Genomic DNA, 24,357 nt, shown 5'->3' on the forward strand with positions numbered 1-24,357 from the left:
CATGCGGCCGGGACGGCGGAACCGCCTCCCGCTCTCCCTGCGCCGGCAGCCAGTCTCCTGGGAGCGGCAGCGCCCCACGTGGCGCGACGCGAAGCCCGCGTCGATCGCCGAGGCGCTCAAGCGCGCCCAGGCACGCCCGTCGGGCAACTGGTACGTCGTCGGCGCCTCGCGCGCTCTGCGGGACGACCGTCCCCTCGCTTGTACGGTGGCGGGACGCGAGGTGATCGTCTGGCGTGCCGCCGACGGCCGTCTCGTGGCGGGCCCCGGGATCTGCCCCCATCTGGGCGCGCCGCTGAAGGACAGTCCGGTGCGCTGCGGCACCCTCGTGTGCCACTGGCACGGTCTGAGCCTGGACGGCACGCCGTTCGGCGGGTGGCAGCCGCTTCCGGTGCACGACGACGGGATCCTGCTGTGGGTGCGGCTCGACGACATAGGGGACGAACCGCCGCTGGACGCGCCGGTCCTGCCCCCGCGTCCGGACCCCGCCCGGTCCCTCAGCACGGTCTACGTGGGCACGGGCGTCTGCGAACCCGAGGACGTGGTCGCCAACCGGCTGGACCCCTGGCACGGTGCCTGGTTCCATCCGTACTCGTTCGTCGACCTGACGGTGGTGGACCAGCCGGAGAGCCCGGCGGGCGGAGCGGACGACGGCTTCACCGTCGACGTCTCCTTCAAGGTCGCCGGCCGGCTGGTCGTTCCCGTGCGTGCCGTGTTCACGGCGCCGGAGCCTCGTACGGTCGTCATGCACATCACCGACGGGGAGGGGCAGGGCTCGGTTGTCGAGACCCACGCCACCCCTCTCGGTCCCGACGGCCGGGGCCGACCGCGCACGGCCGTCGTCGAAGCCGTCGTCGCCACGTCCCACCGGCCGGGGTTCTCGTTGGCGCGCCGCGCGGCCCCGCTGCTGCGTCCGCTGGTACGCGGCGCCGCGGGACGCCTGTGGCGCGACGACCTGGCGTACGCGGAACGACGCTGGCACCTGCGCTCCACGGGACGGTTCCCCGGCTGACGTCATGGCCGCGAAGGCCACCGGGAACGGGCGAGCGGTCCGGCCCGCCGCTGCGTGAGCAGGCGGGCCGGACCGCTCGGACACATCCCTAGGAGGTGGTGCGGCGGCCGCCCCGGCGGTCGGCGCCACGGCCGCCCGTGCCGGCGGCACCGCCCGTGGTCCCGCCGCCGCCCGTCCGGCGGGGGCACGGCGCCGGCCGGTCGCGGCGGTGCCACCGGCCGCTGCCGCTCCGGCGCCGGCCCGGCGGTCCGGGCCCCGCTCCCCGTCCCGGCGGCCGCGGCCGTCGCCGCCTTCGCCGCGCCACCGCTGCGGCGCCGACGACCGGACCGGGCGCCGGGCTCAGCGCCGGCCTTCCGGTTCGGGCGGGACGCCGCCGGTGCGGTCGGCTGGGGGATCTCGATGGTCACGGGCACGCCGGAGGGCTCGCGGGCGCCGGTGATGGTGGTGAGTTCCGTGTCGCTCGACCTGACGCGGGCCGCCCGCGGGCGGATGCCCGCGTCCGACATGAGCCGCGTGACGTCCCGCTTCTGCTCGGGGAGCACCAGGGTGACCACGCTGCCGGAGCCGCCGGCCCGGGCCGTACGGCCGCCCCGGTGGAGGTAGTCCTTGTGGTCCGTCGGCGGGTCGACGTTCACGACGAGGTCGAGGTCGTCGATGTGTATGCCACGGGCCGCGACGTTCGTCGCCACCAGCGCGGTGACCTGGCCGTTCTTGAACTGTTCCAGGGTGCGGGTGCGCTGGGGCTGCGAGCGGCCGCCGTGGAGCGCCGCCGCGCGGACGCCGACGGCCAGGAGCCGCTTGGCGAGCCGGTCGGCGGACCGCTTGGTGTCGAGGAAGAGGATGACCCGGCCGTCGCGGGCCGCGATGCGCGTGGTGACGGCCTTCTTGTCGGTCTCGTCCTGGATGTGGAGCACGTGGTGCTCCATCGTCGTCACCGCGCCGGCGGACGGGTCCACGGAGTGCACCACGGGGTCCGTCAGGAACCGCTGCACCAGGCGGTCGATGTTGCGGTCCAGGGTCGCCGAGAAGAGCATGCGCTGGCCGTCGGGCCGCACCCGCTGGATCAGCTTGGTGATCTGCGGCAGGAAGCCCATGTCGGTCATCTGGTCGGCTTCGTCGAGCACGGTGATGCGTACGGCGTCGAGCACGCACTCCCCGCGTTCCACGAGATCGTTGAGGCGGCCCGGAGTCGCCACGACCACCTCGGCGCCACGCCGCAGCGTGCCGGCCTGCTTGGTTATGGACAGCCCGCCGACCACTGTGGCCAGGCGGAGGTTGACCGCCGTCGCGTACGGGGTCAGCGCGTCCGTCACCTGCTGGGCGAGCTCGCGGGTGGGCACGAGCACGAGGGCGAGGGGCGCCTTGGGCTCCGCGCGCAGGCCGGCCGTGCGGGCCAGCAGCGCCAGCCCGAAGGCGAGGGTCTTGCCGGAGCCGGTCCGTCCGCGTCCCAGCAGGTCACGGCCGGCGAGCGAGTTGGGCAGGGTGGCGGCCTGGATCGGGAAAGGGGTGGTCACGCCCTGCGCGGCGAGGGTCTTCAGCAGCCCCGCGGGCATGTCCAGACCGGCGAAGTCCTCGACGGCGGGAAGCGCGGGCGTCGTGCTTTCCGGCAGCCGGAACTCCATCGGCGACGACGAGGACGGTGGGGGTGACGAGGCTCGCCGGTTCGACTTCTGGGGCCTGCGGGACATGCGGTTGTCTGCCTTCCTGGAAACAGCACAAACCGGGATCCGCACCATGTCGGTGCGGACCCCGGTGAGCGGATTACGCGTCCGGCGATCAGGCGGGGACGATGTTCTCCGCCTGCGGGCCCTTCTGGCCCTGCGTCACGTCGAAGCTGACCCGCTGGCCCTCCTGGAGCTCACGGAAGCCCTGGGACGCGATGTTCGAGTAGTGGGCGAAGACGTCGGGGCCGCCGCCGTCCTGCTGAATGAAGCCGAAACCCTTTTCAGAGTTGAACCACTTCACGGTTCCCTGTGCCATGACGTTCTCCTTCTGGTAGGCAGAGGCCCCATCCGGAAACGCCGGAAAACAAATAATGCGCCTGAAGGATAAGCATTCCCGTCAGGCGCACATAGGTTCATGGGTACCACAACTGCAACAACAAGAAGCTTAGCACAGGTCGGCGGGGGCGTGCCGCGCACTCGGCGCCGTCCGCCATTCACGCGGCGAAGGCGTTCAGCAGCAGGATTCCGCCCAGCGACAGCAGCGAGATCAGCATGTGGGAGACCGTCCAGGTGCGCAGCGTGCCGCCGACGGACAGCCCGAAGTACTCCTTGAACATCCAGAATGAGGCGTCGTTGACATGGCCGAGGAAGACCGCGCCGGAACCGAGCGCCAGGGCGAGCAGGGCGGCGTGCGGGCCGTTCAGGCCGTGCGCCATGGACGCGACGATGCCGCCCGCGGCGACCGTGGCCACCGTGCCCGAGCCGGTCGCCGCGCGCATGAGGGCGGCCACCAGCCAGGCCAGCAGGATCAGCGGGATGTGGAGGTCCCGGGCGGCCTCACCGATCACGGCGTCGATCCCGGCGCCGCGCAACGCCGCTGAGTACCCGCCGCCCGCGCAGACGATCACCAGCACCCCCGCGATCGGCGGAAAGGAACGCGTCAGCGTCTCGTGCACCCGCCGTCGCGAGGCGCCCGCCGCCCAGCCGAAGACGGCGAGCGCCACCAGGACGGCCAGGAGCAGCGCCACCACGGGGGTGCCCAGGAAGGCGATCGCCCGCGCCGTGAATCCGTGCCCCAGGTGGAAGGTGCCGGACGCGGCCTCCAGCATCATCAGCACGACGGGCAGGAGGACGGTACAGAGCGTCACCGCGAAAGGCGGTGTGCGACGGGCGCCGCCCGGCGCCGTCCGGTCCTCGGCGCCGGGCTCGCGCGCCGTCCGCTCGGGCGGGCCGGCCGGGGCGGCGGGGGCGGCCGTGCGGGGAGCGACGGCCGCCGACCTGGGCGGGCCGCCGGCAGCGGCCACCGGGATCGGTGCCGCCGCGGCCGGTGCGGATGCCGCGGCCGGCGCCCTGAGCCGTACCACCCGTCTGAGGGGCGCGGCGGCGGGCGCCGGGACATCGGCGGTGAAGGCCGCGAGCGCGGCGTCGGGCACGTGGGCGGCGACTCGGGGCCAGATGTAGGCGGTGAACAGCGGGCCGGCCACGACGGCGCAGGGAATGGCGACGATCAGGCCGTAGAGCAGGGTGAGGCCGGTGTCGGCGTGTACGGCCGTGACGGCCGCCAGGACACCGGGGTGCGGCGGCACGAGGGCGTGCACGGTCGCCAGGCCGACCACCGCCGGTACGCCGATCCTCAGCACCGGCTGGCCGGCACGGCGCGCGATCTGCAGCACGAGGGGCACCAGCATCACGAACCCGACCTCGAAGAACATCGGCAGCCCCACGAGGCAGGCGATGCCGGTCACGGCCCAGGGCAGTCCTCTCGGGCCCACCCGCCGCGTGAGCGCCGACACCAGTTGGTCGACGCCACCGGAGTCCGCGAGCAGTCGTCCGAAAACCGCGCCGAGGACGATGAGGACGCCCACCTGGCCCGCGGTACTGCCGAAGCCGGTGGCGAAGGCACCGGCCGCCCGGGCGACGCCCTGCCCCGACAGCACCGTGACGGCGAAGGCGCCCAGCATCAGGGCGAGGAAGGCGTGCAGCTTCGCCCAGCTGACGAGGACGACGACCAGGACGACGGAGAGACCCACGACGGTCATCAGCCAGGTGTCGTGGCCCGACCAGGAGGTCGCCGCGACGGCGGCGGGCCCGGAGCGTGATGCCAACGCTGCCATCATGCGCGTACAGCTTTCTGTCGAAGATCCTTCCCCGGGTCCGGTGGGCCCGGACCCGATGGGGGAAGTGCTCACGCCACGATCGTCGGGTCGCCGGTACGCGCGGGCATTCCCCCGATCGGCCACCCCGGAGACGACATCCCCGTCCACCCCCCGGTCATCGACCGGGACGACAAAGGTGACCGGCACCACGCCCGGGTCTTGCGTGCAGGGGCGTATCGAACGCCAACCGGCCTATTTCGCGGCTGATTTGGTGAAGGACTTGCGGTGCGGGTGGCGGTATGTGATCAAATCTACCGATGCGTACCCCCCACATACAGACGCATCAACCTGCCCAGTCGGACGGTCCTCCCGCCGAAAGGGTTCCACTCGGCCGCAATCCGTACGACGAACTGGCGTCGCTGGCGGACGATCCGCCGGACGACCTCCTCGCCGGCGACACCACCGGGACCCGGCGCGACGACGACTCCGAGGAGCCGTGGGCGCCGCCCAACCACCGACGGGGCAGCCGCCGTCGCAACCGCGCCACCGGTCTGCCCACGATCGTGCGGTTCCTCGCCTGGACCCTCACCCTGGCCTGCCTCGTCACCCTGGCCGATCGCTGGGCCCTGCTCTACGCGGAGCACAAGGCCTCCGAACGGCTCAAGGACGAACTGGACCTCGCCGCCGCCCCGGAGGTACGGATCGCAGGCTTTCCCTTCCTCACCCAACTGGCCGCACGGCGCCTGGACTCGGTCCAGGTCACCGTGCCCGACATCCCGGCCCAGCGGGTCACCCTCACCCAGGTCACCGCCGACGCCGACGACATCCGCATCGACGGTGACGGCCCGACCGCCGTCCGTGGCGCCCTCGTTCGGCGGATGCACGGCCGGGTCCTGCTCTCCTTCGCCGACATGAACCGGGAACTCGGCGCCTCCCAGGTCGCTTTCACCGCCCACGGGCCCGGCGGCGTCCGGGCGCGGGGATCGCTGCGCATCGGCGGACGCGATCTGCGGGTACGCGCCGACACGCGTATCCGGCGCGACGGGGATCGCGGCATCGCGGCCTCCGTGGACGGTATGCGGCTCGACATCGGCGATCTCGCGACGTACCGCCCCGGCACCGGGCCGTCCGAGGGGCTGCACCTGACCCGCGCCTCGGCGCGCCGGCTGACCCGAGAGGCGGAGAAGATCAAGGCGTTCCTGTCGATCCCGGAGATCGTGCACCGCCTGGGCGTTCCCGACGGCGCGGTGCGGGCGGCGCTGCACGACGAGGACCGGCTGCACCGGCTGACCGGTGCGCCGCGCTTCCTGCACCGCCTGACCCGCGTCAACCTGGTGGACGCGGCGCTGGCCCATCCCCGGCTCCTCGAACGGCTGGGCCTCGACCTGTCGTTGCTCACGGCGCTGACCAAGCTCACCCGCCCGCAGATCGCGGACCGCTTCTCCTTCGCGTTCCGCTTGCCGAAGCCGCCCGCGGGCGACCTGCGCCTGCAGCGCGTGTCGGTGGGCAAGGACGGCATCCGCGCCGACGTCTCGGCGTCGGGGCTGCTGCTGGGCCACTGAGCGCGATCCGCGGAGCCGGCTCGGACGGGCGGGCGAGCCGGGCACCGAGGGCGGTGCCCGGCTCCCCCCGCCCGCCCGCGGAATGCACGAACGACTTTCGTTCGTTCGAACGGCCAGCAGCGCACCGGCGGAGCGCCGGCCGGTCCCCCTCCGTGCGCGAACCGTCGCGCCCCGGCCGTTCACAGGGCCGCGCACGCGCATGAGCCGGTGTGGGTTGTACGCGGTGCCGCGTTAGGCGCCCGCGGAACGGCGGCTCATGACGGGCTCGGCGAACAGTCTCGCCGTCCCGCAGAGGGTCTGCCCGTGACGGGTGAAGAGCTCGTCACGTGAGTCGAAGCGGCCGAGGTCGGCCAGGACGTACCCCGACAGGTCGCACGCGGCGCCGCCGGCCGGGCAGGCGGTCGCGCCGTCCCAGTCGACGGCCGTCCTGGACAACGCCTCGAAGAGGGTCTCCGCGCCCGCGTTCGTGAAGCCGCCGCCGCCCGCCTCACCCAACTCGCCCAGATCACCGAAGAGTTCGGAGACCGTCAGCCAGGGTGCGCCGCGACGACCGGCCGGCGACGGTCCGTCCGACGACGGTCCGTCCGACGACGGTCCGTCCAACCGGAACTCGGGCCACGCGAGGACCACCTGGTCCGGAACCAACCGGTGGAACCGGGGAAAGCGCGGATACCAGAACCGTCCGTCGACCAGCAGACCACGCACCCGCGTGGGCACTCCGGACGCACGCGCCACGGACTCCAGCACCGCCAGCCGCTGGCTGCACGAACCCCGGCGGCGGCGCAGCACCTCCGACACGGGCAGCTCGTCCCGGACCGAGTACACCGGCCGCACCGCCGCCGCGATCCATCGGTGAGCCCGGCGCAGAGCCGCGATCCGGTGGGCGGGATCCGGGTCTTCCGGCACGTCGATCCTCCGGAGCAGCGCGCAGACGTCCGGATGCCGCCAGTCGAGGATCCGCGTCGCGGCCGTGCTCCCCGCGGCCACGGCTCCGTCCGCCGCAGGCGTGCGCACACGGCCTCGCGGGGTGAGAAGCGAGCTCGTCATGTCGGGGTCCTCTCGCCAGTGTCCGGCCGACAGGCCGTATGGTGACAGGAATTTTGAACACGTTCAACTACCTCCCGGGGCCGGATCGCGCGCGTCCGGAGCCGCCCCCCCCGGGGCCGCAGGGCCCATCCCTCGTTGCCGCCGTGCCCCACCTCACCCGTTCTGCTCGGCGGGCCGCCCGGCCGGGCGGGTCAGATGTCGCACAGACCCCGTTCGTAGTCGACGGTGGCGGTCTCCTTGGAGTAGGACCACTGCGGGCTCAGCAGTTCGGTGTCGAGCTGCCGGGCGGCGTCGGGCTTCTCCACGATGTAGCCGAAGTCCTGGAGCCACGCCGGGTAGACGTTCTTCGAACCGATGTAGAACGCGGAGCCGTCGACCGAGACCAGTTTGTGGTGCTGGGCGTACGGGTGGCCGTCCGCCCACTTCGCGCTCGCCGAGCCGCGGAAGGAGGCGAGCTGGAGGTTCGAGCAGAGGGCCGCGGTGGCGCTTCGGCCGTCGCCGGTGACCCGGGCGAGCCGGTCGCGCAGCACGTCGCTGATCTCGGACAGGGACTTGATCTGCGAATAGCCGCCGCTTCCCACGGCGCCGCGGTTCGCGGGGTCGCTGACGACGATGCGCACCTTGACACCCGCCGCGAGCTTCGCGGCGAGGGCGTCGTAGACACGGGTGTCGTAGCGGGGCAGCGGAGGGCAGGTCGCGTTGAGGTCCTGCTGCGAGATCTCTATGTGGTCGCTCGCGCTGGAGATCAGCGAACGCGGCGCGCCCTCCTCGGGGTTGACCGTGTCGTAGTCGCGGTCGGCGTTGGTGTTGTCGTGCAGACCTATCCCGCAGCGGGTGCCTGCGCCGCCCGGCAGAGCCGGACGCCAGGTGGACGTGGGGTCGGCGTCCTGGATGCCGACGCCGAGACCGCCCACGGCGATCACCGGTACGTCACCCGTGGGGCCGACGGCACGGGGGTTGGTGTCCCGCTCCAGGCCGGCCATGCAGTCCGCGTCGGCGGAGGCGGCGTACCAGACGGCGGTGACGTTGCCCTTGTTCTCGCAGGTCCACTTCCACAGCCGGTCCAGGTAGCGGCCGGCCGTACCGGCGCCGGGGCCGGTCAGGGCGAGGTCGACGTCGGTGACCGGGTGGCCGGTGTCGAGGTAGTCGCCCTTCCAGTCGTTGATGCCGCCGGTGACGACCGAACCGCCGTCAACGACCAGGAGTTTGGAGTGGTTCCACGAGAGTGCCGTCTTGGACGTGGTCATCGACGCGACGTTGAGCGTGACGGCGTCGGCGGCCGGGCCGAGCTTGCCGCGCAGGTCGTCCCGGTACTTCGAGGGCAGCACGTTCATGTGGTAGAGCGGCGCGGCGCCGACCAGGACCCGGACCTTGAGGTGGTGGCCGGAGGCCACGGCGGACTTCAGGCCCGCGACGACGGCGTCCTGGAACGCGCCGTCCGGGAAGGGCGCGAGGGTGGAAATGTCGACGGTTCGCGTGGCCCGCGCGATGTTCGAGGTCATCCTGGCCAGCAGGCGCTCGGTGCCGGTGCGGTGCTCGCAGGCGGCGTCGCCCCAGCAGCCGGGAGTCTGCAGCAGCCAGCCGGTCCGGTCGTCGTCCGGGGCGTCGAGCCGGTTGCCGCTCGTCCGCTCCCACACGTCCCCTTCGAGACCGGGTGAGACGTCCCGCAGTGTGCGTTCCACCGCGTCGAGATGCGGAGTCGCCGGGCCGGCGGCGGTGGCGGGCGCGGCGGGCAGCACGGCCAGGGCGAGGGCGGAGGTCACCGCGGCGCAGGCGGGGCGGGTTAAGCGGAGCGAAATGATCATGCCCAGAAGTTACCAGGGAGTACGGGCTCCCTCGGCCGTGGACCCGGCAACGTCTCCCGGTCGGCGGTGGGCTGTCGAACCGTCATCCGACGAGCCCGTCACGGCCGCTCTCCCCCCGGTTTCAAGGTGCTCGCCGAGGGCGAGCGGGTCGAGGCCACTCCCTCGCCAAGGTCGGCCCGGTCTCCGTGAAACGAGGAAGGCGCTACTGGGCCTCGGACTGCGGACCGTGCTCAGCGTGCACGGGCAGGAGCGGGGTCGGAAACTCACCTTCCCGCCCGCCTGCAAGGACGCGGGCCGGGACCTCGCCGCCCGCCTCACCGTGACCGGGGCTGACAGCGGTCGGCCGCCCCGGGTCCCGTCCGGACCCGGGAGCCGGCCTCAGAGCACGCGCAGGACGCCCACGACCTTGCCGAGGATCTGAGCCTGGTCGCCGGGGATCGGCTCGTACGCCGGATTGCGCGGCATGAGCCACACCCGGCCGTCCCGGCGCCGCAACTGCTTCACCGTGGCCTCGTCGTCCAGGAGTGCGGCGACGATGTCCCCGTGATCCGCGCTGTCCTGCCGTCGCACGGTGACGATGTCGCCGTCGCAGATCGCGGCCTCGATCATCGAGTCACCGGAGACCGTCAGGGCGAACAGCTCGCCCTCGCCCACCACCTGGCGGGGCATGCTGTAGACGTCCTCCACCATCTCCTCGGCGAGCAGGGGCGCACCGGCGGCGATACGGCCGACGAGCGGTACGTCGACCGGCGTCTGCCCCCTGCTGTCGAGATCGGGAGCCCAGGAGGGCCGGACGCGGTAGGCGCGGGGCCGGTGCGGGTCGCGGTACAGGACGCCCTTGCGTTCCAGGGCCATCAGCTGATGGGCGACCGAGGAGGTGCTGGCGAGATGTACGGCCTCACCGATCTCCCGCATGGACGGCGGGTAGCCCTGACTGCGGACGGCACCGGCGATGAACCGGACGATCTCCTGCTGGCGGACGGTGAGTTCACCCTCCGGCGCGCGGCTCCCAGGTGGCCTGCCCCGGCGAGTGCGTGTGTTGTCGTGCATCCGGGGCACCTCCGTACAAGATCGCTCAGAGCACGACCCTACCTGGCACACCCCGCCAAAGGGAACACTCTTTCGGCCAGGTGGCGTCGGAGGGGTGCGCCGGAGCCGCCGGGACGGCAGCGGAACCGGCGGGGCCCCTGCCCGGCCGTGCCGGCGGACAGGGGCCCCGGGGCGGTCGGGGTGGGTCAGCCGTCGGACTCCGCCGAGGGGATGTAGGCGCCCGGCACGTCGTCCGGCGCGTAGATCCTGTGCTCGCCGGGGTACGGCTTCTTCCACTCGTGTGTCTCGTACCAGGTGAGGTGGTTCATCTGCGCCGGGTTCGCGAAGTCGGGCACCGCGTGGGGCCCGGTCAGCCGCTGCTTCGACTTCCACCTGTCCCACTTGGCCGCGAGCGCCTGCTTGTCCGCCGGCACCTCGGCCGACGGTACGGCCGCCGCGTGCGGGTCCTGCGGTGCCGGGGTGTCCAGGCCGCAGGACGGCGGGGTCTTGAGGCCGTCGGTCAGCGAGGTCCGGTTGGGCAGCGCGTCGAACGGCGTGTAGTCCGGGTGCCGGGTGAACGCGCCGCGCATCGGGCTGGCCGCGCTGTCCTTCTGGTTCATCGGGTGGATCCCGAGGATCTGCTCGATGGTCCGGATCATGGTGATCTGCGTGTAGTAGCGGCTGTCGACACCGCCGTGCCGGGCCCAGGGGCTGATGATCTGGATCGGGGCGCGGTGGCCGTCGACGTGGTCGAGGCCGGCCTGGGAGTCGTCCTCCACGACGAAGATCGCGGAGTCCTTCCAGTACGGACTGTGCGTGATCTCGTCCACGATCCGGCCGACCGCCAGGTCGTTGTCCGCGACCTGGGCGGCCGCGCCCGCGGGGCCGCCGGTGTGGTCGCTGGAGAGCCAGAACATGTTGAGGTTCGCGGGCCCGTTCCGCTCGAAGTCGCGCTTCCAGATCTCGGTCCGGTAGACGTCCGGGACGCTGGTGTCGAACTTCGGGAAGCCGTGCACGGAGACGTCGTTGAGGGACGGGATCGGCGAGGAGGAGTTCAGCGGGTAGGCGGTGTCCTGCCCGGTGGCCGCCATGTTCTTCGAGTCGCAGTACAGGTTCTGCCAGCTCGCGCCCGACGGCTTGGTCAGGAACTGCTGGAACTCACCGAAGTCCCGGACGGACTTGCCGGCCGCCTGCGCACCGGTCCAGATGAACCCGGTCCGCTGGTGACCGAGGGCGTCGTCCTCGGTGTCGTAGCTGCGCGCGTACTCACCGGCGGAGGACTCGGTGTACTCGGGGTCGTCCGCCTGCATCAGCCAGTTGTGGCCCTCGGCCGAGTTCGTGCCGATGTCGTAGGTGTTGTCGTACAGGCCGAACTGCTCGGCCAGGGCGTGCTGGTTGGGCGTGACGTTCTCACCGAACTGGGCCAGCGACGGGTCGCCGTTGCCCTCCGGGACGTCCCCGAAGACCTGGTCGTAGGTCCGGTTCTCCTTGACCAGCAGGAAGACGTGCTTGATCGTCGAGGGCTCGCCGAGCCGCGTCGGGACCGGCACCGGCCGGGCCTTGCCGTGGCCCTTGGTGAATGTGACGGAACCCGGCGTCCAGCCGTTCTGCTGGAACACCTTGGCCGTCCGGGACCGGATGACGCTGTCGCCCGGCAGCGTGAACCGCTGCACGCTCGACGTCGTGTCGTGCGTGCCGTGCCCCCCGCTGGTGGTCGGGCGGCGGGCGTCGACACCGCGGGTGTTGGAGACCACCACCTGGTCGCCGACGGTGGCGATCTCCGCGGGGAAGTAGTCCGTCGGCAACAGCCCGAGGTAACTCACGGGCTCCTGGGGCGACTTGTAGCGGTAGACGGCGACCGCGTTGGCGCGGCCGAGCGTCACCAGCAGATGCCCGTCGTCGGTGAGGGTGACCCCGTCGGGCTCGTAGCCCACCGAGGCCTCGGGCCACGGCTGGGTGGCGATGGTCTGGACGACCTTGTCGGTGGCGGTGTCGACGACCGACACGTCGTTGGTGGCGGTGTTCGTGACGAACAGCGCGCCCTTCTTCGCGTACAGGGCGGTCGGGTGCAGTCCCACGTCGATGCTCGCGACGGAGGCCGACGGGTTCGTCACGTCGATGACACTGACCGTGCCGGTGGTGGTGGCGGCGGTCTTCGGGTCGGCGGGCACCTGGGTGCCGTACGAGTTGATGGTGGTGTCGCCGGGCCTCGCCGGGCGGCCGCCCTCGTTGCCGACGTACAGCTTGGAACCGACGAGGGCCATGTCGCGCGGGGCGTTGCCCACGGCCCAGGTCTGCTCGACGGCGCCGGTGGCCGCGTCGATGGCGACCACCCGGTTCTGGCCGTTGACCGCGGAGTACACGGTGGACCCGTCGGGCGAGAACACGGCCTCGCCGACCAGCGCGTGCTTGGCGCCGTCCGCCGGGATGCGCACGGGCTTGGGGTCGGTGACGCTGCCGTCCGGGTTCACGGTGAACCTGGTGTAGCCGTCGGTCTGGCCGAGCCACAGCTGCGAGCCGTCGGGCGAGTAGGTGGGGCCTTCCTGGCCGACGGAGTTGCTGCTCAGCCGCGGGGTCGACGCCGCGGAGGTGCCGACGAGCTGCTGCACCTTCCAGTCCTTCAGGTCGACGACGGCGAGCGCGCTGCCGCCGTCGGTGACCGATGCCGCGAGATGGCTGCCGTCCGGGCTGACCGAGGACGACATGATCTTGCCGTTGTCGATGACGAGGCGGTCGCCGTAGGGGGCGATGTACTGGTCGCTGGAGACGACCTGACCGCGGTCGGTCGTCTGGCCGACCTGGTCGGTGCCGAACTGGTGGGTCTGGGCGAAGGCGACACCGGCCGCCACGAGGGCGAGAGCGGTGGTGCCCGCAGTCACCAGAGGTATCCGGCGACCGATGCGTCTACCGAGAAGGCCGGGCAGGTCGTCCTTCCCGCCACGCCGCCTACGGCGTGTTACCTGCATGGAGTTGTCCCTTCGACGTGGGGAGCAGCTCGACGTTGCCGTCGAACTGCCACAGCGGGTTGGGTGCGTCCCCGGTCGGGGTGCGGACCAGGAAGTAGCCGTTCACTTCCTTCGGTCCGTCGCCGTCGGCCATGAAACGACCGTCCGGGGTGACGTCGAGCTGGTAGATGGCCGACCCCACGGCCTCGACACCGGGGAGGTGCCAGGAGACGACGCACCGCCAGTCGTTGCCGGGCCCCTCGGCGGCGACCTTGACGCTGCCCTTGTCGCACGTGGCCGTGGCCCTCAGCTGCGCTTCGCGGACGGCGGGCCGGTTGAGTTCGTCGGTCTGCAGGCGGTAGAGGTGCGCGAACGCCGTGGCGACCGAGCGCTGCACCTTGTCCTGCTCGATGCCGGACCCCTCCGCCCCGGTCGTCACGGAGACGACCGCGACCGTCACGGCGGTCAGCCCGGCGAGGGGCAGGACGCCCGCCGTGACCGCACGGCGCCCGGAGCCGTCGTAGAGCGGGTTGGTGAAGTCCCGCCGCAGGAAGAGCACATGGGCCAGCGCGGTCGCGAGCACGGCCCAGACCAGACTGACCGCGACCCCGATCAGCAGCGGACCGAGCTGTGCCGGGTCGGTGAACAGCCCGTTCCAGGCGACGAAGGCGTAACTGGGCAGTGCGAGCCGCACGACGACGGGCAGCGGCAGCATCTGGGCGAGCTGCATGACGAACGCGACGAGCGCGGGCACCAGCAGGCCCATCGGGGACCGCCCCAGCGTGACCGACCCGAGCAGACCGATCGCGGCGAGGGCCAGGGTGGGGGCGATCACGCAGACCCAGGCGAGGAGCACCTTCCCCGCGGCCTCCCCCGGTGCCAGCAGGTGGCCGTCGAGACCGACCAGGGGCTGGTTGCCGACCGCGGCGAGCCCGCCGACCACGCTGGAACACGCCAGCCCGGTCACGAGAAGCAGGATGACGGTGAGGCTGGCGAGTGCCTTCGCCACGAAGATCCGCCGCGGCGAGCGGACCGCGACGAGGAGATGGCGCCAGGTGCCGAGCCGGTCCTCGGCGGCGAAGACGTCGCCGGCGACCACCGAAGTCAGCAGCGGGAGCGCCCAGGTGCCCGCGAAGCCGAGCACCACCAGCGGTCCGGCCCATCCCGTGGCGTGCATCCAGCGGCCGAAGAGGGTGTCGGAGGGGAGGGTGCCCTGTTGGCTCACTCCGGCGACGAAGAGCGCCGGTGCGATCCAGCAGGAGAGGACCAGCAGGCGGATCCGCCATTGGGCGACCAGTTTGGTCAGTTCGAAGCGGTATCCGCGGGACACCGGGACGCGGCGGACGGGGGCGACGTCGTCCGCCACGGCGGTCGCGCTCATCGGTCGGCCTCCTGCTGCTCGGTGAGGGTGAGGAACGCGGCTTCCAGCGGCGACACCACGGGGGCGAGCTCGCGCACGGCGACCGACGCCCGCACGAGCCGGGCCACCAGTTCGTCGAGGGCGGGCACCAGCGCGCGGACGACGAGTGCCTCGTCGCCGGGCCGGGTCCCGGTCCCGTCGACGACGACGCCCGGCGCGTCGGCGGCCAGGCGGCGTGCGGTCAGCGGGTCGGATGTGCGGATCCGGTAGGCGAGTTCACCGTTCTCGGCGGCCAGCTTGCCCAGCGGACCCGAGAAGACGACCCGGCCGGTGGCGAGGATGGTGACGTCCGAGCACAGCGCCTCGAGGTCGTCCATGCGGTGGCTCGACAGCACGACGGCGGTTCCGGTTTCGGCGAGCCGGCTGAGGACACCGTGCACATGCTTCTTGCCGGCCGGGTCGAGGCCGTTGGAGGGTTCGTCGAGCACGAGCAGCCGGGGTCTGGTGAGCAGGGCGGCGGCCAGGCCGAGCCGCTGGCGCATGCCGAGCGAGAAGCCACGGGCGCGGTCGTCGGCGACGTCGGTGAGGCCGACCTGTTCGAGCGCGGCGTCGATGCCCGTCCGCGTGTCACGGCCGTGCAGGGCGGCCAGCGCGACGAGGTTCTGCCTGGCGGTGAGCGAAGGGTAGAGGCCGGGCCCGTCCACGAAGCCGGCGACACCCTCCGGGGCCGAAAGCGCCCGGCCGACCGGTGTGCCGAGGATGTCGAGACGGCCGCTGTCGGCGACGGCCAGACCCAGCAGGAGGCCCAACAGGGTCGTCTTGCCGGCGCCGTTGGGCCCGGCGAGACCGTGGATCCGGCCCTGCCCGACCTCCAGATCGATGCCGTCGAGTGCCACGACTTCGCCGAAGCACTTGGTGATCCCGCGCGCCCGGACTGCTAGGGGTGCGTCCATGAGTCCCTTCTTCCGCAACGCTCAGGGACCTTAGGGAGCACACACAACGCGTACACGGACAGCCAGTTGAACGCTCGGAGAACGGATCGTCAAGGCGTCGGCAAGCCGCCCGCACGATTGGCTGTTTTCACATCGCACACGGGCAAACCCGCAACACACCCGGTTCGTAGGAAGTGCCGTACCCTATCGGCCAGTCGGGCTCACTGCCCGCTGCGGATCTCGTCCAGCTTGTCCGCGAGGGCCTTCGTCTCCGCGACCAGGCGTGCGTGCGCCTTCGCCCGCGCCCTGTCCCCCTGTGCCTCGAACGCCCGGGGGAAGTGCGGCTGCAGCTGGGTCCACCAGCCGTAGTCCAGCATCGCCCACGCCTGCGGGCACAGCAGGGCACGGGTCTTCGGCAGGTAGCCCGCGCCGACGAGAGGGCCGTCGTACTTCCGCGGGTCGCTTCCCGCCAGGTGGCAGAGGAAGGTGAAGACCCGCTGCTGGGTGACGGGGTGATCGCTGGAGAGCCCTTCCAGTGTCAGCTCGCCCTCGTCACGGGCGAGTTGGTCGAAGAGGAGGGCGGCCGCCAGCGACGGGCCGGCTCCGGAGCCGTTGACGGTGGAGAAGGAGGCGAACCCGTCCGCGGCGTCCTCTTCGAGGCCGAGGTTCGCCAGTTGGAGCTGGCGCTGGAGGGCGTGCCCCAGCTCGTGGCCGAGGACGAACTGCACCGACAACGCGGCCAGGTCGCCGGTGTTGTACCGGTCCGCCGGAAGGATCGCGGGACGCTTGACGGTCTTGACCACCCGCCCGAGCACGCCTTCGATCCGGGTCAGGAACGCCGGGGGCACGTAGATCGTCCTGCCGTCGGGCTGGGTGACCGCGTCCGTGACTCCCGGAGGGACCTTGCCGGTGACCTTCACGGTCAGGTCGTGCGGCAGCGCGACCCGTTCGTTCACCCACTCGGTGATCCTCTCGATCGCGCGGGCGTCCTTGAGCACCGCCACGGCATGCCGGTCCCTCGGCCCGAACGTGTCGTTCTCGTAGACGACCGAGACCCTGCCGTTCGCGTCGCCCCGGCCGTCGCCGGCGTCGGCCGGGGCGACCGCGAGGCCTGAGACGAGCACCGACCCGGCCAGGACGGCGTTGGCCGCGGCCGACCGCCCACCGCTGCACCACACCCTGATCAACCTCCGTAATGATCCAGTTTAGGCGCTTTCGCCGGAACGGCACGAGTGACGAGAACGGATCCCGGGGCGGGGTCGTCACCCTCGGCCCATGGGGTACCCGTCGCGCGGGTCCGTCGGGGCCGACGGGCCTTCCACAGCCGCCCGGCGACAACGGAGGCACACAGATGAGCACGGTCAAAGAAGCGGTGGACGTCGACGTCCCTGTCCACACGGCCTACAACCAGTGGACGCAGTTCGAGCAGTTCCCGCAGTTCATGGAGGGCGTCGAGGAGGTAAGGCAGCTCGACGACCGGCACAATCACTGGACCACGAAGATCGGCGGGATACGGCGGGAGTTCGACACCGAGATCGTCGATCAGCTTCCCGACGAGCGCATCACCTGGCGCACCACCACCGGGGACACCAGCCAGCGGGGCATGGTCCACTTCGAGCGGCTGGACGACAACCACACCAGGGTGGAGCTGGTGATGGAGGTGCAGCCCGGCGGGGCGGCGGAGAAGGCCGCGGACATGCTCGGCACGATCGACCGGCGCGTCAAGGGAGACATGAAGCGGTTCAAGCGGTACATCGAGGAGCGCGAGGCCGAGTCCGGTGCCTGGCGTGGCCGCATCCAGCCCGGAGACGCGGGTTCTTCCCGCTGACCGCTCCGGGCTTCACGGGCACGGGCGCCCCGGCGGTCCAGGCGGCCGCCGGGGCGGTCGTACGTCCACAGGCGGGTGACCGAGGGCCCGGCCGTGGGAGATGATCACGGCGTTCGTGGCTGTCTCACCCAGTCCAGGGACCGTTCCACGGCGCGCCGCCAGTTCTCGTACTCGTACTCCCGCCGGCCGGGGTCCATCGCGGGCAGCCATTGCGCGGCCCGGTGCCAGTTGCGGCGCAGCACCTCCAGGTCGGGCCAGTAGCCGGCGGCGAGTCCCGCCGCGTAGGCGGCGCCGAGGGAGACCGTCTCGGCGACCATCGGGCGGACCACGGGGACGTCGAGCACGTCGGCGACGAACTGCATGAGCAGGTTGTCCGCCGTCATCCCGCCGTCGACCTTGAGCTGCTTCAGCGCGACCGAGGAGTCGGCGTTCATGGCGTCCACGACCTCGCGGGTCTGCCAGCCGGTGGCCTCCAGGACGGCCCGGGCCAGATGGCCCTTGGTGATGTACGAGGTCAGGCCGACGATGACGCCTCGCGCGTCGCTGCGCCAGCGGGGGGCGAACAGGCCGGAGAAGGCGGGCACGATGTAGCAGCCGCCGTTGTCCTCGACGGTCCGCGCGAGGGTCTCGATCTCGGGCGCGCTGCTGATCAGGCCGAGGCGGTCGCGGAACCACTGGACGAGGGAGCCGGTCACGGCGATCGATCCCTCCAGGGCGTACACCGGCTCCCGGTCCCCGATCTTGTACGCGACGGTCGTGAGGAGTCCGTGCCGGGACCGGATGAGTTCCGTGCCGGTGTTGAGCAGCAGGAAGCTGCCCGTTCCGTACGTGCACTTGGCCTCGCCCGGGGAGAAGCAGGTCTGGCCGAAGAGGGCGGCCTGCTGGTCGCCGAGGGCCGCGGTGATGAGGACCCCCGGGAGCAGCGAGCGGGCCTCGCCGTATGTCTCGGCCGACGGTCTGATCTCGGGCAGCATCGGACGGGGCACGTCGAAGAGCGCCAGCAGCTCGTCGTCCCAGCTGAGGGTGCGGATGTTCATCAGCATGGTGCGACTGGCGTTGGTGGCGTCGGTGATGTGCAGTCCGCCGTCGGGACCTCCGGTGAGGTTCCAGATCAGCCAGCTCTCCATCGTCCCGAACAGCACCTCGCCGTCCCGTGCGCGCTCCAGCAGGCCTTTGACGTTGTCGAACAGCCAGCGGAGCCGCAGCGCCGAGAAGTAGGTGGACGGCACCAGGCTGCACCGTTCCATGAAGTACTCGTCGCCTGGGTCCCGACGGAGCTCGTCCACCAGGGACGCGGTGCGGGTGTCCTGCCAGACGATCGCCCTGCCGACGGGGACGCCCGTCCGCCGGTCCCAGACCACGGCGGTCTCCCGCTGGTTGGCGAGTCCGACGGCGGCGATGCGGTCCGCTTCGACACCGGCGACGGACAGCGCTTCGGGGACCACGCGCCGCAGGTTGTGCCAGATCTCGACGGCGTCGTGCTCGACCCAGCCCGGCCGGGGGAAGTGCTGCTGGTGCTCGTGCTGGGCGACCGACACCAGCCGCCCGCGCTGGTCGAAGAGAATGCATCGGGTGGAATTGGTGCCCTGGTCGATGGACATTACGTACCGTTCCACCATGATCGGTCTGCCTCCCGGCGGTCGGGGACGAGCGGGGCCGGGCCTACCAGCGGGCGGCGCCCAGCTCTCTGGAGATCGCCCGCGCGGCCTCACGGAGCAGGGTGATCAGGCTCGACCGGGGGTGACCCTGGCTGTCGCAGATCCGCTCCACCGGGCCGGACAGGCCGATGGCACCGACGACGAGGCCGCCGTGTCCGCGGATCGGCGCGGCGAGCCCCGCCTCCCCCATGCTCATTTCCTGGATCTCGGCGGCCCAGCCGACTTCCCGGACCTCCGTCAGGGCCCGGCCGAGCTGCTCCGGCAGGACCAGGGTGTGCCGCGTGTAGGCCTCCAGCTCCACTTCCTTGGCCGGCTCCAGGGACGTCGTCCCGTAGGCCAGCAGTACCTTGCCGAGCGACGAGGCGTGCAACGGCAGCAGTGAGCCCACGTCCAGGGTCTGGAGGGTGTCGTCCGGGCGGAAGACGTGGTGGATGACGAGGACCTCGCCCTCCAGCGGGGTGCCGAGGCGTACGGCCTCCCCGCTGCGGGCGGCCAGGGCGTCGGCCCAGTTGATCGAGCGGGACCTGAGCTCGTTGACGTCCAGGTAGCTGGTGCCGAGGTGCAGGAGGGCGGCTCCGAGCTGGTACTTCCCGGTGGCCGCGTCCCGCTCGACGAAGTCCACGTGCTGCAGGGTGCGCAGAATGCCGTAGGCCGTGCCCTTCGCCAGGCCGAGCGACGTCGCGACCTCGCCGAGCCCCAGGCGGCGCGGTCCCCCGGCGAGCAGCCGCAGGATCGCCGCCGCCCGTTCGATCGACTGGACCGGTCCGGCCATGTAGCGAGCCTATTACTGCCGAGAAGGGTTCGCCGGTCGTGGATGACGGCGGATCCCCTACTCCCGAAATGCGGTGTTCGGTAATGCCGACCATCGTTCATTGACCGTCCCCGTCCCGCTTCCTAGCGTGCATACAGGCCGGTAATCCGCATCGGCCCGGCGCCCCCTCACGGGGGCGGTGATCATCCAGGAGACAAGATGGCGATACAGCTGGATACGCTGGTTCGGGAGGCATGCGAGCATGTCTGTCCGCTGCCGCACGTCGCCGGGGCCGTCTCGGCCGTTCGCCGACGCGTGGGCGCGGTCCTCGCCGAATGGAACGTGTCCCCCGAGATCGTCGAGGACTCGCTCCTCGTGGTGTCGGAACTGGTCACCAACGCGCTGATCCACGCCGTGCCCCCGGCCGTGCTGCGGCTGTCGTGGGTGCGGCTCGACGGTGCCGGCACACTGCGCGTCGAGGTCACCGACGCGGGGCCCGCGCTCCCGGCGGGCCAGCCCGTACTGGGCCTCGACCCGGACGAGCACGGGCGCGGCGAGGAGATCGTGCACGCACTCGCCGCGCGGCACGGGATACGCGCCCACGCGGGAGGCTTCAGCCGATGGGCGGACCTCGTCACGCACTGACCCCCCAAAACCAGCCGGCCGGGCCCTACGATCCCCAGGGCCCGGCCGGCTTCTCCATGCCGGCGGCCCGGCCTCGGCGTGGCTCTACCGGCCGGTCACGAGCAGGGTGCCGGTTCCCGCACGGGCTCCTTGCGCAGCAGAAGCAGAGCCGCGTCGTCGTGGAGGCGGCCGCCCACGTGCGCCAGCAGCTCGCTGTGCAGCCCGGTGAGGGTGCGCGCCGGATCGTCGGAGGCGTGCCGGGCCAGGCCTTCGGCGAGCGGATAGAACTCGCGGGAGTGGTCGCGGGCCTCGGTGACCCCGTCGGTGTAGAGCAGCAACTGGTCCCCGTCGGCCAGGGACAGGCGCTGGAGGCGCGGTGCCTCACCGGACAGGGCGCGCAGTCCGAGGGGCGGAGCGGGATGCGAGGGGTGCACCGCGTCGACCTCGCCGGAGGGGGATATCCGCAGCGGGGGCCCGTGTCCGCAGTTGACCACTTCCAGCTCCCCGGGGCGTTGATACCCGGCGACCACCGCGGTGACGAAGTCGTCGGTGCCGAGGTTGCGCGCGAGGCTCCGCTCGATCCTGCCGACGACGGCGAGCAAGTCGGGTTCGTCGTAGGCGGCTTCACGGAAGACACCGAGCACGAGCGCCGCGGTGCCCACCGCAGGCAGTCCCTTGCCCCGCACGTCGCCGACGATCAGCCGGACCCCGTACGGCGTGGGCACCAGGGCGTAGAGATCACCGCCGATGCGGGCCTCCGCCGCCGCGGCGCTGTAGCGGACCGCCACCCGGAACGGGCCGACGGTCTCCGGGACGGGCGCCAGCAGGGCCTGCTGGGCGGCCTCCGCGACCGAGCGGACGGCGGCCAGCACACGTTCCCGGCGCCGCCGCAGCGCGCTGGCCAGGCAGCTGGCCAGGGTGACGGCCAGCAGGGCCGCGAGCAGGGCCGACAGTTCGCGGCCGGGAAGGCCGTCACTGCCGAGCGCGGCGCCCAGCGCGGCGGCGAGCAGGCCGACGAGGAGGACACCGCGCGGTCCGTTCGTGGCGGCGGCCAGCGCGGGCCCGACGACCAGGACCGGAAGGCAGATCATCCCGGCGCCGCCGACGGCGTCCACGATGACGATGCCGACCACGACCAGCACCGGCAGCACCGGCAGGCCGGCGGCGAGCTGCGGGGCGGCCCGCCCGCGCAGCCAGGAACCCGACCTGCCCACCTGGTTGCCGAACGGCCACCCGGGGCGGTGGCCGTGACCATGGTCTCGGGTGTGGCTCATGGGTCCGCGCGATCCTCACCTGTACGACGGACACCTCCCGGGGTGCGAGAGGTGTTCCCGAAATGTCCGTGTACTCAAGCAAACGGGTTCGGGTGAGGTGCTCACAAGGAGCGGGATTTCAGATAGTGAGCGAGAGGCTCCGGGTGACGCGGTCCGCGGTGGGGAGCAGACGGGAGCGGATCTCCGGCAGGCGCGAGTGCTGCTCCACGGGCAGCGAGACGCCGAGCGAACCGAGCGTGTCCCCGCAGTACACGGGTACGGCGACGCACACCGTGCCGAGGGCGTACTCCTCCAGGTCGGTGACGGCCGGGGCCAGGGGGGACTCCTCGATCCTGCGGAGCAGTTCCGGGAGGCTGGTGATCGTCCGCGGGGTGAGGTCGGAGAGGTGGTGCCTGGACAGATAGTCCCGGCGGGACTGCTCGTCCAGCTCGCGGAGCACGGACTTGCCGAGAGCGGTGGCGTGCCCGGCGTCCTCGAACCCCACCCAGAGGTCGACGCGGGGTGCTCGCGGGCCGTCGACGATCTCGGCGACCCTGATCTCGCCCTCCTCGTAGAACGTGAGGTAGGTGGCGGTCGCCAGTTCGTCGCGCAACGCGGCGAGGGTGGGGCGGACGCGGCTGAGCAGCGCCTGATCGCGTCCCGCGACGTGCAGGGCCTGCAGTTTGTCGCCCAGGACGAAGCCCCCGTCGCCGAGCTTGCGCACATATCCGTCGTGGACCAGCGTGCGCAGCAGGTGGTAGGCGGTGGCCAGGGGCAGCCCCGTCTCGCGCGCCAGCTGTTTCGCCGGCGCCCCGTTCTCGTGCGCGCTCACCGCTTCCAGCAGACGAAAGGCCCGCTGTACGGAACTGATGAGCGTGGGGCCGTCCTGACCGCCCATGACACCAAGCCTGCGCCGGGCACCGCGCACTGGCAAGACACGCCGGTCGCCTCGGGCGCGTCGCCGACGGGTACGGGGCGCCTCCGTCGGTCGGGAGCCTCAGGCCTCCTCCGGCACGCCTACCTGGAAGCCTCCCCTTCCGTCGAAGCGGACGTCGTACACCGTGTCGAAGCCGTCGGCGGGCGTGGGCCGGCGCAGGCGCCGCAGCGTGGCGCGGACGCCGACGTCGGGCACCCGGGCGCGGCCGGTGCGCGCGGCGTTGCGGCGCAGCGAGCCCGCGAGATCGGGCGGAAACCAGTAGGCGCCGACCGAGGCGCCGTGGGCGCGCGCCGCGGCCACCAGCGGCTCCCACTCCGCCGGTGAGGGGTTGGTGTTGTCGACCACCACGGACCGCCCTGCGGCGAGCGCCTCCGTCACGAGCCGCATCTGCCGCTTCTGCTTGTGCCGGGCCGACCGCGGGAAGGCGTCCTTGCTGACGCGCACGTGACCGTCGCGCAGGCACCGCTCGTAGAAGGTGGACTTGCCCGACGCCTGCAGGCCGACGAACACCACCAGTTCGGCCACCGCGCCCCGCCTTCCCCTCCCGGCCCCGGCCACCCGGCGAGGAGCCGCGCCGCCGTCCTCGGCTACTCGACGGCCGGATCCTCCTGCGCGCACCGCACCGCCTGCTGCACCGCGCGCTCCACGTCCGTACGGCCGGCGCCCGTGGCCTCGGCGTGCGCGCCGATCGCCGCCTGTACGGCGTCCTGCGCGGCGCGCCAGCGACGCACCTGCGCCTCGTACTCGTCACCGGTCAGGCCCGCCAGACGAGCGCGCGCCGCCTCGGCGGTGCACTCCAACGCGATCAGCTCATCGGGGATGTCTGCCACGTACCCGAGCCTACGCGTCCGGCACGGCCCGCCGCCCGTCGAACCCACCACCCGGGCGGCACCCTTACGGACGGGCCGGACAGGTCCGTCGGCCGCCTCAACCGCGGGCGGCCACGTACAGGCTCTGGGTGCCGCGGCCGAGTGGGCCCTTCTCGTCGTGCAGCGCCGATTCGGCGAGGCCGATGCCCGCGCCGTCCACCATCGTCCGGGCGTCCAGGCAGACCCACTCGCCCTCGGGGTGGCGGTGCAGGCTGACGGTGAGGTCGGCGTTGACGAAGACGTAGCGGTGGAAGTCCAGCGCGGCGCTGACGCCGTTGCCCGAGTCGGCGGCGGTGAGCACCCGGCTGAGGGGCTTGATCTCCTCGCCCGCGACCAACGGGACCCGCATGCGCATCCAGGCCGTGGCGGGGCCCGCCTCCAGGAACGACCCGGCGGCGAAGCGCACCTCCATGGCCGTGTGGTAGCCCTGGTCCCACGGGACGGGGAAGAACGCCTTCGCGGGCGCGGCTTCGGGCCCGGGCACCCGGCGGCCCGGTGACACCTCCGGCACCGAGCCCGGCACGGTCTTCATCAGCAGGGCCGTCGCCCGCATCACCTCCGGGCCGCCGTCGGGTGCGATCACGGCCTCGACGAGTTCGACGCTGCGCCCGGCACGCAGGACCCGCGTGGTCACGGTCAGCGGACGGATCGGGACCGGGCGCGTGATCTCGTACGTGAGCCTGGTGATCCGCATGTCCGGCCGGGCGCCCGGCCGTTCGTCGACCGCCAGGGCGAGCAGGGCGGCCGGGGGGCCCGCGTGCTGGGAGTTCGCGTCCCAGGGACCCCGCGTGCTGACGGTGGGAGAGAACCGGTCGGCGGCTTCCCGTACGTAGAAGGCCTCGGCCTCCGGCACCGGCGTCATGGGCGGTTCCTCCTCGTCGCATGGATCATCCGGTCACCCATGTTACTAAGCGCTTGCTCACAGAGTCAGGGGAATCGCGACACGGTCACCCGCACCGGTACGTCCGGACCGCACTCCCGCCGTCGC

The 24,357-nt window shown here is 72.1% G+C and carries 21 protein-coding genes; 4 read left to right on the forward strand and 17 right to left on the reverse strand.

The window, feature by feature from the left end:
- Position 1 precedes the first annotated feature (1 nt).
- On the forward strand, positions 2-1,009 hold the full coding sequence (locus tag N8I86_RS02540; RefSeq protein WP_263280046.1) for a DUF5914 domain-containing protein: 1,008 nt from the start codon (positions 2-4) through the stop codon (positions 1,007-1,009).
- Positions 1,010-1,011: 2 nt separating this feature from the next.
- Here N8I86_RS02540 and N8I86_RS02545 read toward each other — a convergent pair whose 3' ends face one another.
- The 3 genes from N8I86_RS02545 to N8I86_RS02555 all read right to left on the reverse strand — a co-directional run bounded on the left by N8I86_RS02545 (position 1,012) and on the right by N8I86_RS02555 (position 4,778).
- Positions 1,012-2,697: a DEAD/DEAH box helicase gene (locus tag N8I86_RS02545; protein WP_317633586.1), complete on the reverse strand. Its 1,686-nt coding sequence runs from the start codon at positions 2,695-2,697 to the stop codon at positions 1,012-1,014.
- Positions 2,698-2,785: 88 nt separating this feature from the next.
- Complete coding sequence (locus N8I86_RS02550) at positions 2,786-2,989, reverse strand: cold-shock protein (protein ID WP_073895899.1); 204 nt, start codon at positions 2,987-2,989, stop codon at positions 2,786-2,788.
- 178 nt (positions 2,990-3,167) lie between these two features.
- Entirely contained in the window at positions 3,168-4,778 is a 1,611-nt protein-coding gene (locus N8I86_RS02555) for a GntP family permease (protein WP_263276965.1), read from the reverse strand.
- A 308-nt stretch (positions 4,779-5,086) separates the two neighbouring features.
- Here N8I86_RS02555 and N8I86_RS02560 point away from each other — a divergent pair, with 308 nt between their 5' ends.
- Positions 5,087-6,331: an LmeA family phospholipid-binding protein gene (locus tag N8I86_RS02560; RefSeq protein WP_263276966.1), complete on the forward strand. Its 1,245-nt coding sequence runs from the start codon at positions 5,087-5,089 to the stop codon at positions 6,329-6,331.
- A gap of 231 nt (positions 6,332-6,562) precedes the next feature.
- Here the strand turns inward: N8I86_RS02560 and N8I86_RS02565 are convergent, their stop codons facing one another.
- The 7 genes from N8I86_RS02565 to N8I86_RS02595 all read right to left on the reverse strand — a co-directional run bounded on the left by N8I86_RS02565 (position 6,563) and on the right by N8I86_RS02595 (position 16,627).
- Positions 6,563-7,378 (reverse strand): transglutaminase-like domain-containing protein, encoded by an 816-nt coding sequence (locus N8I86_RS02565; RefSeq protein ID WP_263276967.1) that lies wholly within the window; start codon positions 7,376-7,378, stop codon positions 6,563-6,565.
- 191 nt (positions 7,379-7,569) lie between these two features.
- Complete coding sequence (locus N8I86_RS02570) at positions 7,570-9,183, reverse strand: phospholipase D-like domain-containing protein (RefSeq protein WP_263276968.1); 1,614 nt, start codon at positions 9,181-9,183, stop codon at positions 7,570-7,572.
- A 378-nt stretch (positions 9,184-9,561) separates the two neighbouring features.
- Positions 9,562-10,233, reverse strand: coding sequence for a transcriptional repressor LexA (gene lexA / locus N8I86_RS02575; RefSeq protein ID WP_073895895.1), 672 nt, complete (start codon positions 10,231-10,233; stop codon positions 9,562-9,564).
- Between the two features lie 185 nt (positions 10,234-10,418).
- Entirely contained in the window at positions 10,419-13,178 is a 2,760-nt protein-coding gene (locus N8I86_RS02580) for an alkaline phosphatase family protein (RefSeq protein WP_263276969.1), read from the reverse strand.
- Positions 13,159-14,538 carry an ABC transporter permease gene (locus tag N8I86_RS02585; RefSeq protein WP_263276970.1) on the reverse strand — a complete coding sequence of 460 codons (1,380 nt, stop codon included), beginning with the start codon at positions 14,536-14,538 and terminating at the stop codon, positions 13,159-13,161. The genes N8I86_RS02580 and N8I86_RS02585 overlap by 20 nt, the downstream gene beginning before the upstream one ends.
- Entirely contained in the window at positions 14,535-15,470 is a 936-nt protein-coding gene (locus tag N8I86_RS02590; protein ID WP_073895893.1) for an ABC transporter ATP-binding protein, read from the reverse strand. Before N8I86_RS02590 ends, N8I86_RS02585 begins: the two co-directional genes overlap by 4 nt.
- A gap of 200 nt (positions 15,471-15,670) precedes the next feature.
- Positions 15,671-16,627 carry a DUF4344 domain-containing metallopeptidase gene (locus N8I86_RS02595; RefSeq protein ID WP_263280048.1) on the reverse strand — a complete coding sequence of 319 codons (957 nt, stop codon included), beginning with the start codon at positions 16,625-16,627 and terminating at the stop codon, positions 15,671-15,673.
- 173 nt (positions 16,628-16,800) lie between these two features.
- On the opposite strand from N8I86_RS02595, the gene N8I86_RS02600 reads away from it, so the two are divergent.
- Entirely contained in the window at positions 16,801-17,277 is a 477-nt protein-coding gene (locus tag N8I86_RS02600; RefSeq protein WP_073895892.1) for an SRPBCC family protein, read from the forward strand.
- Positions 17,278-17,381: 104 nt separating this feature from the next.
- Here N8I86_RS02600 and glpK read toward each other — a convergent pair whose 3' ends face one another.
- Both glpK and N8I86_RS02610 read right to left on the reverse strand, forming a co-directional pair.
- Positions 17,382-18,896 carry a glycerol kinase GlpK gene (gene glpK / locus N8I86_RS02605; RefSeq protein ID WP_263276971.1) on the reverse strand — a complete coding sequence of 505 codons (1,515 nt, stop codon included), beginning with the start codon at positions 18,894-18,896 and terminating at the stop codon, positions 17,382-17,384.
- Positions 18,897-18,939: 43 nt separating this feature from the next.
- Positions 18,940-19,707 (reverse strand): IclR family transcriptional regulator, encoded by a 768-nt coding sequence (locus N8I86_RS02610; RefSeq protein ID WP_073895888.1) that lies wholly within the window; start codon positions 19,705-19,707, stop codon positions 18,940-18,942.
- A 198-nt stretch (positions 19,708-19,905) separates the two neighbouring features.
- On the opposite strand from N8I86_RS02610, the gene N8I86_RS02615 reads away from it, so the two are divergent.
- Positions 19,906-20,331, forward strand: a complete 426-nt coding sequence (locus N8I86_RS02615; RefSeq protein ID WP_073895886.1) for an ATP-binding protein — start codon at positions 19,906-19,908, stop codon at positions 20,329-20,331.
- Positions 20,332-20,426: 95 nt separating this feature from the next.
- Here N8I86_RS02615 and N8I86_RS02620 read toward each other — a convergent pair whose 3' ends face one another.
- The 5 genes from N8I86_RS02620 to N8I86_RS02640 form a co-directional block, all read right to left on the reverse strand.
- On the reverse strand, positions 20,427-21,584 hold the full coding sequence (locus N8I86_RS02620) for a PP2C family protein-serine/threonine phosphatase (protein ID WP_263276972.1): 1,158 nt from the start codon (positions 21,582-21,584) through the stop codon (positions 20,427-20,429).
- A gap of 118 nt (positions 21,585-21,702) precedes the next feature.
- Positions 21,703-22,461: an IclR family transcriptional regulator gene (locus N8I86_RS02625; protein ID WP_263276973.1), complete on the reverse strand. Its 759-nt coding sequence runs from the start codon at positions 22,459-22,461 to the stop codon at positions 21,703-21,705.
- A 99-nt stretch (positions 22,462-22,560) separates the two neighbouring features.
- A complete protein-coding gene (locus N8I86_RS02630) occupies positions 22,561-23,025 on the reverse strand; it encodes an ATP-binding protein (protein ID WP_260148703.1) in 465 nt (154 codons plus the stop codon).
- Positions 23,026-23,087: 62 nt separating this feature from the next.
- Entirely contained in the window at positions 23,088-23,330 is a 243-nt protein-coding gene (locus tag N8I86_RS02635; protein WP_185091504.1) for a hypothetical protein, read from the reverse strand.
- A 97-nt stretch (positions 23,331-23,427) separates the two neighbouring features.
- Positions 23,428-24,231: a thioesterase family protein gene (locus N8I86_RS02640; protein ID WP_241841085.1), complete on the reverse strand. Its 804-nt coding sequence runs from the start codon at positions 24,229-24,231 to the stop codon at positions 23,428-23,430.
- Between the last annotated feature and the right edge of the window lie 126 nt (positions 24,232-24,357).

The organism is Streptomyces albidicamelliae, assembly GCF_025642175.1.
Lineage (GTDB): Bacteria > Actinomycetota > Actinomycetes > Streptomycetales > Streptomycetaceae > Streptomyces > Streptomyces albidocamelliae.